The sequence below is a fragment of the Streptomyces sp. NPDC048297 genome (genome assembly GCF_043201585.1).
Classification (GTDB): Bacteria; Actinomycetota; Actinomycetes; order Streptomycetales; family Streptomycetaceae; genus Streptomyces.
Window position 1 is genome coordinate 142,945 of record NZ_JBICZA010000009.1, and the last position, 12,164, is coordinate 155,108.

Consider the following 12,164-nt stretch of genomic DNA (forward strand, 5'->3'; position numbering starts at 1 on the left):
CACCGGGAGGTGCGTCAAGTTTTCGGTGTCCAGAGATCGAGGGCGGCGGAACCGACGTGTTGGTGCTCTGCCGACTGAGCTACACCGGCCTGTCGGAGCCGGTGGCGGGACTCGAACCCGCGGCCTCCCCATGAACAGTGGAAGTAGGTCCTGCCTGTCGCACCTGGACGTGGATCACTCTAGGAGGGGAGGCGCGGCACGAGCGAGCGAATTAATCGCGCGAATCGATCAGCGGTGCGGAGGTCAGTCGCGCTTCTGCCGCTTCCAGGGGCCCGTGATGGCGAGCATGATGCCGGGCGTCTGGATGTTGGCGAACAGGGTGTCGCCGTCGGGCGAGAAGGTGACGCCGGTGAACTCGCTGAACTCCGGGGCGTCCGCGGTGCCGATGTTCAGGTCGTTGCGGGCGATGGGGTAGGTGCGGCCGCTCTCCGTGGCGCCGAACAGGTGCTGGACACCCTCGCCGTCCTCGGCGATGACCAGGCCGCCGTACGGGGAGACGGTGATGTTGTCCGGGCCGTCGAAGGCGCCGTCCTTGGACGGGTCCGGGTTCACGCCGAACAGCACCTTCAGGGTGAGGGTGCGGCGCTTGGGGTCGTAGAACCAGACCTGGCCGTCGTGCTGCAGCGGGCTCTCCGCGCGGGCGAAGGAGGAGACGACGTAGGCGCCGCCGTCGCCCCACCACATGCCCTCGAGCTTGCGGGCACGGGTGATCTGGCCGGCGGCGAACTGCTTGCGGATGGAGACCTGCTTGGCGTCACGGTCGGGGACGTCCACCCAGTCGACGCCGTACACGGTGCCGATCTTCGTGGCGCGGGAGAGGTCGTCGACGAACGCGCCGCCGGAGTCGAAGCACTTGAAGGCCTGGAGCACGCCGGCGTCGTCGGCGAGGGTGCGCAGTTTGCCGCGGCCGTGGTGGAAGCCCTCCGGCGGGGTCCAGCGGTAGAGCAGGCCGTTGGGGCCGGCCGCGTCCTCGGTGAGGTAGGCGTGGCCGCGCTTGGGGTCGATGACGACCGCCTCGTGGGCGAAGCGGCCCAGGGCCTTGATCGGCTTGGGGTCGCGGTTGGCGCGGTGGTCCTCGGGGTCGACCTCGAAGACGTAGCCGTGGTCCTTGGTGAAGCCGTTCTTGCCGGCCTTGTCCTCGGTCTCCTCGCAGGTCAGCCAGGTGCCCCACGGGGTGCTGCCGCCCGCGCAGTTGGTGGCGGTGCCGGCGATGCCGACCCACTCGGCGACGTGGCCGCCGTGGCGGACCTCGACGACGGTGCAGCCGCCGGCCGCGGCCGGGTCGTAGACGAGGCCCTCGGTGAGCGGCACCGGGTGCGGCCAGTTGGCGCGGGCGCCGGCCAGCTCGTGGTTGTTGACGAGGAGGGTGGCGCCGCGGCGGCCCTCGAAGGCGGCGGTGCCGTCGTGGTTGGACGGGGTGAACTCGCCGGACTCCAGCGTGGTCTTGCCGCAGTACGTGATGATCTCGTAGCTGAAGCCCGCGGGCAGGGCGAGGATGCCGTCCGGGTCGGTGACCAGCGGGCCGTAGCCGACGCCCTGGTGGCCGTGCGTCGACTCACCCTGCGCGTTCTCGGTGTCCGTGTCCGTGTCCGTGTCCGTGGCGGCCAGGGCGCCCGGCGCGGTGGCGAGGGCGCCGACGCTGCCGGCCAGCGCGACCCCGGCACCGGTGATCGCGGATTTTCTGGCGAAGTCCCTGCGGGTGAGCGACATGCTGTCTCCTGATGACGGTGTTCGCGCCGTGGCGGGCCACGGGGCCTCGTGCGGCGCTCACACTCCCGCCATGTTTTGAACGGGAGTTGAACATCCGGCTACTTTGCAGGCCCATCTTCCATGAATCCGCATGCACCGTCCCATGACGGGCCCAAGTACCGGTCATGTCCCGCCTTTACGGCCACCCGTGCAGCTCGACGGCCGCACCGTCACCGGGCCCCGCACCCACACCCACACCCACACCCACCAGCGACGCGACCGGCCGAAACGGCGTCACGGAAACGGCATCACCGAACCGGCCGGCACCGAACCGGCCGACACGCGCGCCGCCCACACTGGCGCGTCACTCACACCCTCGCGCCCCTCAACCCCCGTGCTGCGAACGCGCCTTGAACGCGGCCTTCCGCGCTTCCTTCGCCACCTTCTTGTCGGGGTGCAGCCGTCCCATCGCCTCCAGCACCTCCGCGGTGTCCGGATGCTCCACACGCCAGGCCGCCGCGAAGAACCCGCTGTGCTGCTCGGCGAGCCCCTCCACCAGGGCCTGCAGTTCCTCGGAGTTCCCCTCGGCCCTCAACTGCGCGGCGAGCGTGTCGATGGTCAGCCAGAACACCAGGCCCTGCGAGGGCGCGGGCACGTCGGCGGCGCTCCGCTCGCTCAGCCAGACCCGGGCGAGCCCGCCGAGTTCGGGGTCGTCGAGGACCTCCCGCAGCGCGGGCTCGGCCTCCTGCCCGACCAGGGACAGTGCCTGCTGACAGCGCAGCCGGCGCAGCGGCGCGCCGGCGTCGGCGCCGCGCGCGGCGGACAGCAACTCCCGTGCGGCGGCGAGGGGTTGCCGCCGGGTCAGCCACTGCTCGGTCTCGGCCTGGGCGGCGGACGGGCCGAAGCGGGCGGTGCCGTCGAGCAGCGCGTCCGCGCCCTTGTCGGCGAGCTCCCCGACGGCGGGCGCCTCGAACCCGGCCTCCAGCAGCCGGGCGCGCAGCCCGTACGCGCCGAGCGGGGTGAGCCGGACCAGGCCGTAGCGGGAGACGTCGGTGTCGTCCAGCGGTGCGGCGGGCTCCTCGTCGGTGTCGGCCATGAGCGCCTCGTCGACGGGCTGGTACTCGACCAGGCCGACCGGCGCCAGGATCCGGAACTGGTCGTCCAGGCGCATCATCGCGTCGGAGACCTGCTCCAGGACGTCGTCGGAGGGCCGGCCCATGTCGTCGGGGACGAGCATGGAAGCGGCGAGGGCGGGCAGCGGCACCGGGCCGTCGCCGGGGCCGTCCTCACTGACGGTCAGCAGATAGAGGTTGCCGAGGACGCCGTCGAGGAATTCTGCCTCGGCCTCGGGGTCCCAGTCGAGCGACGAGAAATCGACCTCGCCCTCGTCCATGGCGTCGACCAGTCCGTCGAGGTCGGGCACGCTCGCGTCCGCGAGGACGGTCTCCAGTGCGGCGAGCCAGACGGTCAGCACCTCGTGCGGGGAGCCGGTGAGCAGCTCCAGGTCCGCGCCGGCCGTGACGGTGCCGGCCTCCTCGTCGGTGATCTCGACCAGTCCGGCGTCCAGGGCCACCCGCCAGGCCTCGGCGGCGTGGGCGGCGGCGTCGTCCCCGCTCAGTCCGAGGAGTCCGGCGGCGGCCGGCAGCTGTTCGTCGACCAGTCCGCCCCCGGCGTCCACCCGGGTGTCGGGTCCGGCCCAGCGGGCGAGCCGGGCGGCCCGGGAGAGCAGCGGGGTGGACAGTGCGGCACGCGCCAGCTCCGCTTCGGGGTGCAGCCGGACGGGCGGCAGGGGGGAGCTGTCTGACATCGGCTGGTTCTCCTCGGACCGTGAACGGACTCAGCCGCTCAGCCTAGACGGATTTCCACCCAAGCCACCCGGTTCATCTCCCGGCCGACCGCCGTACATGGCCGGAACCTTGACAACTCCACGCGCCAGGCAGGAGATTGACGCGCGTAGAAGTCGGGGGACAACTGTTCACTCGGCTTTCGGCGTGTGCACGCAGGGTGACACCCCCCGCACGCCGGCGTTCCGTCCTCGTCCCGGTGCCCCACACTCGTCCCCGGAGGGATCCCTTGCCGAGCAGGTCTTCCACACGCCTCGCCGCGCTCACCGTCGCAGCGGTCTGCAGCGCCGCGTCGGCCGTCGTCCTCACCTCGCCCGCGCACGCCGAATCGGTGCGCATCCACGACGTCCAGGGCACGACCCGGATATCCCCGTTCGCGGGCCAGAAGGTGACGGACGTGCCCGGCATCGTCACGGCCACCCGCACCTACGGCTCCTCCCGCGGCTTCTGGATCCAGGACCGGACCCCGGACGACGACCCGGCCACCAGTGAGGGCGTGTTCGTCTTCACCAGCTCCACGCCGAAGGTCGCCGTCGGCGACTCGGTCACGGTGACCGGCACGGTCTCCGAGTACGTCCCGGGCGGCGCCTCCTCCGGCAACCAGTCGCTGACGGAGATCACCAAGCCGGTGATCACCACCGTGTCCACCGGCAACGCGGTCCCCGCGCCGGCCGTGATCGACGCGGACTCGGTGCCGGACGCGTACACCCCGCAGGGCGACACCGCCGCCGCGGGCTCGGTCAACGCCCTGCCGCTGGACCCGTCGGCGTACGCCCTGGACTACTACGAGTCCCTGGAGGGCATGAACGTCCAGGTCGCCGACACCCGCGTGGTCACCGCCACCGACCCGTACACCGAGCTGTGGGTCACGGTGAAGCCGCAGGAGAACCGCAGCCACCGCGGTGGCACGCTCTACGGCTCCTACGAGTCGCAGAACACCGGCCGGCTGCAGATCCAGTCGCTGGGCTCCACCGCCGACTTCCCGCGGGCGAACGTCGGCGACACCCTCAAGGGCGCCACGACCGGCCCGCTCGACTACAACCAGTACGGCGGCTACACGCTGGTCGCGGGCACGCTCGGCACGCTGGAGAGCGGCGGCCTCCAGCGGGAGACCACGCGCAAGCAGTCGGGCCGCGAGCTGGCGGTGGCGACCTACAACGTCGAGAACCTCGACCCGGCGGACGCCACCTTCGACCAGCACGCCGCCGCGATCGTGAACCACCTGCGGTCGCCCGACATCGTGTCCCTGGAGGAGATCCAGGACAACAACGGCGCCACGGACGACGGCACGGTCGACGCGAGCGTGACGGTGAACAAGCTGATCGACGCGATCGTCGCGGCGGGCGGCCCGCGGTACGACTGGCGCTCCATCGACCCGGTCAACGACCAGGACGGCGGCGAACCGGGCGGGAACATCCGCCAGGTGTTCCTGTTCAACCCCGAGCGGGTGTCCTTCGTGGACCGCGCGGGCGGCGACTCCACCACCGGCGTCGGCGTCACCAAGGTGAACGGCAAGGCACAGCTGACCGCCTCCCCGGGCCGCGTCGACCCGGCGGACGCGTCCTGGAGCAACAGCCGCAAGCCGCTGGCCGGCGAGTTCGTCTTCCACGGCAAGACCGTCTTCGTGATCGCCAACCACCTCAACTCCAAGGGTGGCGACCAGGGTCTGACCGCGCAGTACCAGCCGCCCGTGCGCAGCTCGGAGATCCAGCGCCACGCACAGGCGACCGAGGTGAACGCGTTCGTCAAGGACATCCTGTCCGTGCAGAAGAACGCGAACGTCATCGCGCTCGGCGACATGAACGACTTCGAGTTCTCCGGGACCACGAAGATCCTGGAGGGTGACGGCGCCCTGTGGTCGGCGATCAAGTCGCTGCCGAAGAGCGAGCGTTACACCTACGACTACCAGGGCAACGAGCAGGTCCTGGACCAGATCCTGATCAGCCCGGCGATCCGGCGCGGCTGCGACTTCGAGTACGACAGCGTGCACATCAACGCGGAGTTCAACGACCAGATCAGCGACCACGACCCGCAGGTGCTCCGCTTCCGCCCGTGACGAGCGCAAGCGCGGCTCGCCCCGGATAAGGCCGGATTCCGGCTCGGGGGGCCTGATCATCGCCGGGTGCGGGTGATTCGTGGTTTCTCGCACAATGCCCCGCGCCCGGCGAGGGGCTCAGGACTGGCCGGACACCCCGAACACCCCGTTCAGCCAGTCCTGCCAGGCGCTCTCGTTCGCCTTGGCGTCGGCGTCCGGCGCGAAGTCGTGGATGCTGATGCCGAGCGGGGCGCCCCAGTGGCCGCGCCCGAAGAAGCGGATGAGGGCGTCGTCGGTGCGCAGCCCGATGAAGTACGGGTTGCGGTAGTCGAGTACGGCGTCCAGGGTCCGTCCGCCGGGTCCCTGGGCGCCGACCTTCGTGCCCGCGGGCGTGTCGTCCGCCAGGCCCAGTGCGCGGGCGACGGCGGCGAGCGCTCGCGCGGTCGCCGAGGTCTCGGGCCCGTTCAGCTGGGCGAAGGTGACCGGGCGGGGCGCGAAGTGCGTCAGGTACTCGGACAGGGTGTGCAGGTAGAAGTTGGTGTGCTTGCTCGCGCCGTCGTACTGGTTGTTCCAGTCGTCCGTGAAGATGCCGCTGTGCACGTAGCGCACCCAGGCGCGGCGGCCCTCCTCGCGGGGCTCGATGGTGTAGTCGAGCTGGTTGGCGCTCTGGACCGGGAAGCCGACGTCCTCACTGCGGTTGGTGTAGCGGTGCGGCGGATCCCAGGCGGTCACGGTGGAACCGAAGGGTCCCTTTCCGCCCACCCGGGGCTCGGGCGGGTCCATGGGCCACAGATAGCCGCCGGTGCCGCTGGTGACGGCCTCCCAGACCTTCTCCGGCGGCACGTCGACCTCGAACTCGCGGACGATCTCGAATTCCTTGGACATGGGGGGAAGCTCCTGCTCACTGATCCGGTGCGGGGGCGGACGGGTCCTCGACCGTCGCCGGGGCGGGCTGGTCCTTGACCGTGGGGTGAAGGGCGACGACGATCCGGTGATCGCGGCCCGCATCGGCGTCCGGCGCGTCGTACTTGCGGATCAGCGCGCTCACGCCCGCCGCCAGCTCCTGTACGAAGGCCGCGCGGTCGGCGGCGGAGGCGAAGCGGACCTCGCCGTCCAGGGCGTACGTGGCCAGCCGCTTGCGCGCCCTCTCGGCGCCGGTGATCAGCGCGCCGACATCCCGCACCAGACGGGCGCCGAGCGCGAGCAGCCAGCGCGCGGAGAGCTGGTCACGGAAGCGCTCCGGGTCCGGCTGCACGGGGGCGAGCGCGGCCGGCGAGATGACGTACGACGCGGCGGTCGCGCGCATCAGCCGCTCGGTGACATTGCCCTTGCGTCGCTCCCCGGCCAGCTCGACCAGACCATGCCTCTCCAACGCCTTGAGGTGATAGTTCACCTTCTGCCGGGGCAGCCCGACCTTCCCGGCCAGCATGGCGGCCGAAGCGGGTCCACCGGTCAGCTCCGCGAGCAGCCGCGCCCTTATCGGGTCGAGCGATACCGCCGCCACCTCAGGATCCTCGATCACGGTCACATCCAGCATGCCCCCACTGTGCCACCGACCATTCTCCTTGTCCAGGCGAACCATTTTTTCGGCAGGGCCAGGGCCACCCGCACCCGACCACGAAACCCGCACGGGCGGTGCCGGCGGAAATCCCCCACACAGCCCGCAGCCGCCGACGCCACCACCTGCCCCACAGGCGCCACCCGCACCTGACGACGAAACCGTCACGGGCGGTGCGGGCGGGAATCACCCCACAAACGACCCGCAGCCGCCGCCGAACCCGACCTCCACAGGGGCCACCCGCACCCGACGACGAAACCGTCACGGGCGGTGCGGGTGGGAATCACACACCCCCCAGACACCCCGCACCCGCCCACCCACCGGCACCATCACCCACCATCAGTGATGCCGACGCCGCCTCACACCCACCGTAACCAGAACAGCCCCCGCGCCCGCGGCCAACAGCGGCCCCGCATGCCGCCGAGCCGAGCGGACAGCACCCTGCACCGACTCCGGAGCACGCCGCTCAACCGCATGCGCAGCATGCCCCGCACTGTCGCGCAACTGCACACCCATGGCACCGGCCTTGTCCCTGAGGTCGGCGGCGCGCGTGAGCGCCCGCCCCGACACATCAGACCTACCCATCAACTCCGCGACAGTCTCACCGAGCCGGCTCCTGGCACGCTCCATCTGCTGCCGCAGTTCGTCGGGTCCCTTGGCACCCGACCCGTGCGAGATCCTGTGCGTCATCGTCATACCCTTCCCCGATCGCGCCGCCCGCCACCACAGCACCCGGGTACCCCGCCCCGCGACGACCCGCACCCCCTCCCCGCCCAGCCGCGCGAACCCCGCGAGCGAGACCGCCGTACGCCCGCCCCCACACCCCCCGCAGGCCGGCACTTCGAGCAGGACCGCAGCCCGGTGCTCGGCCGTGCACAAGTGCCTTGCCGAGCTTCATGGTGCCTCCATGGCCGACGTCGGTCGATGACGATGACCATAGCGACCCATAGCGACCCATAAGGGGCAACGTTGGACACAGGGCGTCCGGCCACCCCCACACCACATCAGCAATACTTATCAATACCTCGTAGAAGAATTAAGTAGAGCTTCACCTTCGCCGTGCCGAGACTACCCCTATGACGAAGCGACGCACCCCCTTCGGCCGGACGCTCTGCGCGATGATCACGCCCTTCACAGAGGCGGGTGCGCTCGACCGGGAGGGGGCGCGGCGGCTGGCCGCCCGGCTGGTGACGGAGGGCTGCGACGGCCTGGTCCTGAACGGCACCACGGGCGAGTCCCCGACCACCACGGACGCCGAGAAGGGGGAGCTGATCGCGGCCGTACGGGACGCGGTGGGCGACCAGGTCCAGCTGGTCGCGGGCGTCGGCACCGCCGACACCCGGCACACCGTCGAGTTGGCCCTCGCGGCCGAGAAGGCCGGCGCCGACGGCGTGCTGGTGGTGTCGCCGTACTACAGCAGGCCCCCACAGGAAGCGCTGGAGGCGCACTTCCGTCAGATCGCCGACGCGAGCGGCCTGCCGGTGATGCTCTACGACATCCCCGGCCGCACCGGCACCCGGATCGAGCCGGAGACGATGATCCGCCTCGCCGAACACCCCCGGATCGTCGCCGTCAAGGACTGCTCGTACGACTTCCTCGGCACCCAGAAGGTGCTCGCGCACACGGAGTTGGCGTACTACGCGGGCTGCGACGAGCACGTCCTCGCACTGTACGCGGTCGGCGCGGCGGGCTGCGTCAGCACGGTCGCGAACGCCGTACCGGCCCACTTCGCCGCGATCCTGGACGCGTTCGACGCCGGCGAGACGGCACGCGCGGCCGAACTCCAGCTGGCCGCCACGCCGTTGATCGAAGCGATGATGGCCGCGGGCCTCCCCGGCACGGTCACCGCCAAGGCGGTCCTGAACCAACTCGGCCTACCCGCAGGCCCGGTACGCGCACCACTGCTACCCGCCGACCGAGAGACGACCGACGAACTGCTGGCACGCTACGAGGAACTCACCGCAGCCTGATCGATGGCCAGGCGGCGGTCCGGTACCCACGCACAAGCGCCCTCCTCGTCCTCAGGACGTAGGAGGGCGCTCGTCGGTGACCGGCATCGACAACTACCGACGGCTCACCGGCAGTTCAAGGGCCGCGATCGAAGAGGCAGCCACAGGCCATGGCACCGCCGCACGCCACTGCCACAGGCCACGACACAGCCGCCCACGCTCAGTTGTGGCTGTGCAGGATGTCGTTCAGGCCGCCCCACACCGCGTTGTTCGGGCGGGCCTCCACCGCGCCGGTGACCGAGTTGCGGCGGAAGAGGATGTTGGAGGCGCCGTTCAGTTCACGGGCCTTGACGATCTGGCCGTCGGGCATGGTGATGCGGGTGCCCGCGGTGACGTACAGGCCGGCCTCGACCACGCACTCGTCGCCGAGGGCGATGCCGACACCCGCCTCGGCGCCGATCAGGCAGCGCTCGCCGATGGAGATGATCACGTTGCCGCCGCCGGACAGCGTGCCCATGGTGGAGGCGCCGCCGCCGATGTCCGAGCCGTCGCCGACGACGACGCCCGCGGAGATGCGGCCCTCGACCATCGAGGTGCCGAGCGTGCCGGCGTTGAAGTTGACGAAGCCCTCGTGCATGACCGTGGTGCCCGCGGCGAGGTGGGCGCCGAGGCGGACGCGGTCGGCGTCGGCGATGCGGACGCCCTTGGGGGCGACGTAGTCCGTCATGCGCGGGAACTTGTCGATCGAGGTGACCTGGAGGTGCAGGCCCTCGGCGCGGGCGTTGAGCCGCACCTTCTCGATGTCGTCCACGGCGACCGGGCCGAGCGAGGTCCAGGCGACGTTGGCGAGGTGCCCGAAGATGCCCTCCAGGCTCTGGCCGTGCGGCTTGACCAGACGGTGGGAGAGCAGGTGCAGGCGCAGGTAGGTGTCGTGCGCGTCGATGGGCTTCTCGTCCAGCGAGGCGATGACCGTGCGGACCGCGACCACCTCGACGCCCCGGCGGGCGTCCGGGCCGATCGCCTTGGTGGCGCCTTCACCGAGCAGTTCCGCGGCGCGCTCGGCGGTCAGCCGCTCGGTGCCGGCCGGGCCGGGCTCGGCGACCAGCTCGGGGGCCGGGAACCAGGTGTCGAGGACGGTGCCGTCGGAGGCGAGGGTGGCGAGGCCGGCGGCGACGGCGCCGGTGGTACGGGAAGCAGTGTCGGTCATGCCAGAAACCTAACGTGGGGAAGGTCGCCGGGCCTAACCGGTGCGGGCGGCGTCTCAGGTGCCGGGCGCGGGTTCAGCGGATCAGCCGAGCGAGCACGGTGCGGGTGTACTCCTCGTCGTACGAACCGCCGGTCAGCAGCACCTGGAGAAAGATGCCGTCCATCGCGGCGAGCAGGGCGCGCGCGGTGAGCGGGTCCGTGTGCCGGGCCAGGCACGCGCCCGCGTCCTCGGTCCACTCGGCGGCGACGGGGCGCAGCGCGGGGCGCCGCAGCGCCGCCAGGTACAGCTCGTACTCCAGCTCCACGCCAGTGCGGTCGCCGCCGAGCCACTCCCCCATCACCTGGGCCAGGTCCGCGGCGAGGTCGCCCCGGCCGTCCTCGGGGAGGCGCTCGGCGAGCGTGTTCGCGAAGCGTTCGTTGCTCTGGCGCAGTGCGGCGACGAGCAGTTCGTCGAGGGTGGCGAAGTGGTACGTCGTGGAGCCGAGCGGCACGTCCGCGGCAGCGGCGACGGTGCGGTGGGTCAGCCCGGCGATGCCCTTCTCGCCGACGACCCGGATCGCCGCGTCGATGATCCGCTGCCGCCGCTCAGGGTCGTGACGTCGGGTCATCAGTGCGCGCCGCCCAGGTTCAGCACGACCACTCCCGCGACGATGAGCAGGATCCCCGCCACCTTGGTGACCGTCAGGCCCTCGCCGAACAGCATCAGGCCGAGCACGGCGATCGCCGCGGTGCCGACCCCGGACCAGATCGCGTAGGCCGTGCCGATCGACAGGCTCTTCAGGGTCTGGGAGAGCAGGAGGAAGGAGACGACGTAGCCGAACGCCGTGAGCAGCGAGGGCCAGAGCCTGCTGAGGCCGTGGCTGTACTTCATCGCCGTCGTCGCGGCGACCTCGGCGGCTATGGCGCCGGCGAGCGTGACGTATCCCATGCGTACGAGCGTACATAACGGCGATCGTGACGGGTAGAAGGGCACCCTCGCAGACACCGCAGGCCTCGCAGACACCGCAGACATGACAGAGGCGGCGGCCCCCTCGGGGGGGTGCCGCCGCCTCTGTCATGTGCGAAGAGCCTCGGAGAAGGGCCTCAGACGTTGAAGCCGAGCGCCCGCAGCTGCTCCCGGCCGTCATCGGTGATCTTGTCGGGGCCCCACGGCGGCATCCACACCCAGTTGATGCGCAGCTCGCTGACGAGGCCGTCGGTCGCGGACTTGGCCTGGTCCTCGATGACGTCCGTCAGCGGGCAGGCCGCGGAGGTCAGGGTCATGTCCACGGTGGCGATGTTCGCGTCGTCGACGTGGATGCCGTAGATCAGCCCGAGGTTGACGACGTCGATGCCCAGCTCGGGGTCGACCACGTCCATCAGGGCCTCGCGGAGTTCCTCCTCCGAGGCCGGCTTCATCTCCACGGTGTCGCTCATGCGGTCTTCCTTTCGGCGTCGGCGCCACCCAGTGCCTGGGCCGTCGCGTCCTTCCACGCCATCCAGCTCAGGAGGGCGCACTTCACCCGCGCGGGGTACTTGGAGACACCGGCGAACGCGACCGCGTCCTCCAGGACCTCCTCCATCGCGTCGTCGGGCTCGATCCTGCCCTTGGACTGCATCAGCTCCAGGAAGGTCTCCTGGATCTTCTGCGCGTCGGTCACGTCCTTGCCGACCAGCAGTTCGTTCAGCACGGAGGCGGACGCCTGGCTGATCGAGCAGCCCTGGCCCTCGTACGAGACGTCCTCGATGGTCGTGCCGTCGTACTTCACGCGGAGGGTGATCTCGTCGCCACACGTCGGGTTCACATGGTGCACCTCGGCGTCGCCATCCCTGAGACCACGCCCGTGCGGGTGCTTGTAGTGGTCCAGGATGACTTCCTGGTACATGGAGTCCAGCTTCACCTT

At 70.8% G+C, this 12,164-nt stretch carries 12 protein-coding genes; 2 read left to right on the forward strand and 10 right to left on the reverse strand.

Annotated features, from left to right (window positions below; genetic code table 11):
• Positions 1–243: 243 nt before the first annotated feature.
• Both ACGFYV_RS12575 and ACGFYV_RS12580 read right to left on the reverse strand, forming a co-directional pair.
• Positions 244–1,710: an alkaline phosphatase PhoX gene (locus tag ACGFYV_RS12575; RefSeq protein WP_393878343.1), complete on the reverse strand. Its 1,467-nt coding sequence runs from the start codon at positions 1,708–1,710 to the stop codon at positions 244–246.
• 364 nt (positions 1,711–2,074) lie between these two features.
• Positions 2,075–3,496, reverse strand: coding sequence for a hypothetical protein (locus ACGFYV_RS12580; RefSeq protein ID WP_393878344.1), 1,422 nt, complete (start codon positions 3,494–3,496; stop codon positions 2,075–2,077).
• A 266-nt stretch (positions 3,497–3,762) separates the two neighbouring features.
• Here ACGFYV_RS12580 and ACGFYV_RS12585 point away from each other — a divergent pair, with 266 nt between their 5' ends.
• Positions 3,763–5,589 (forward strand): endonuclease/exonuclease/phosphatase family protein, encoded by a 1,827-nt coding sequence (locus ACGFYV_RS12585; RefSeq protein ID WP_393878345.1) that lies wholly within the window; start codon positions 3,763–3,765, stop codon positions 5,587–5,589.
• Positions 5,590–5,706: 117 nt separating this feature from the next.
• On the opposite strand, the gene ACGFYV_RS12590 is transcribed toward ACGFYV_RS12585, so the two are convergent.
• The 3 genes from ACGFYV_RS12590 to ACGFYV_RS12600 all read right to left on the reverse strand — a co-directional run bounded on the left by ACGFYV_RS12590 (position 5,707) and on the right by ACGFYV_RS12600 (position 7,822).
• Entirely contained in the window at positions 5,707–6,453 is a 747-nt protein-coding gene (locus ACGFYV_RS12590; protein WP_393878346.1) for an SRPBCC domain-containing protein, read from the reverse strand.
• Positions 6,454–6,469: 16 nt separating this feature from the next.
• Positions 6,470–7,105 carry an ArsR/SmtB family transcription factor gene (locus tag ACGFYV_RS12595; protein WP_393878347.1) on the reverse strand — a complete coding sequence of 212 codons (636 nt, stop codon included), beginning with the start codon at positions 7,103–7,105 and terminating at the stop codon, positions 6,470–6,472.
• Positions 7,106–7,465: 360 nt separating this feature from the next.
• On the reverse strand, positions 7,466–7,822 hold the full coding sequence (locus ACGFYV_RS12600; RefSeq protein ID WP_393878348.1) for a DUF3618 domain-containing protein: 357 nt from the start codon (positions 7,820–7,822) through the stop codon (positions 7,466–7,468).
• 380 nt (positions 7,823–8,202) lie between these two features.
• On the opposite strand from ACGFYV_RS12600, the gene dapA reads away from it, so the two are divergent.
• Positions 8,203–9,096 carry a 4-hydroxy-tetrahydrodipicolinate synthase gene (dapA, locus tag ACGFYV_RS12605; protein ID WP_393878349.1) on the forward strand — a complete coding sequence of 298 codons (894 nt, stop codon included), beginning with the start codon at positions 8,203–8,205 and terminating at the stop codon, positions 9,094–9,096.
• A 199-nt stretch (positions 9,097–9,295) separates the two neighbouring features.
• Here the strand turns inward: dapA and dapD are convergent, their stop codons facing one another.
• The 5 genes from dapD to sufU all read right to left on the reverse strand — a co-directional run bounded on the left by dapD (position 9,296) and on the right by sufU (position 12,161).
• Entirely contained in the window at positions 9,296–10,282 is a 987-nt protein-coding gene (gene dapD / locus ACGFYV_RS12610; protein WP_393878350.1) for a 2,3,4,5-tetrahydropyridine-2,6-dicarboxylate N-succinyltransferase, read from the reverse strand.
• Positions 10,283–10,355: 73 nt separating this feature from the next.
• Positions 10,356–10,889 (reverse strand): TetR/AcrR family transcriptional regulator, encoded by a 534-nt coding sequence (locus ACGFYV_RS12615; RefSeq protein WP_393878351.1) that lies wholly within the window; start codon positions 10,887–10,889, stop codon positions 10,356–10,358.
• On the reverse strand, positions 10,889–11,209 hold the full coding sequence (locus tag ACGFYV_RS12620) for a DMT family transporter (protein ID WP_393878352.1): 321 nt from the start codon (positions 11,207–11,209) through the stop codon (positions 10,889–10,891). The genes ACGFYV_RS12615 and ACGFYV_RS12620 overlap by 1 nt, the downstream gene beginning before the upstream one ends.
• Positions 11,210–11,364: 155 nt before the next feature.
• Entirely contained in the window at positions 11,365–11,697 is a 333-nt protein-coding gene (locus ACGFYV_RS12625) for a metal-sulfur cluster assembly factor (RefSeq protein ID WP_131569140.1), read from the reverse strand.
• A complete protein-coding gene (gene sufU, locus ACGFYV_RS12630; protein ID WP_393878353.1) occupies positions 11,694–12,161 on the reverse strand; it encodes a Fe-S cluster assembly sulfur transfer protein SufU in 468 nt (155 codons plus the stop codon). The genes ACGFYV_RS12625 and sufU overlap by 4 nt, the downstream gene beginning before the upstream one ends.
• Between the last annotated feature and the right edge of the window lie 3 nt (positions 12,162–12,164).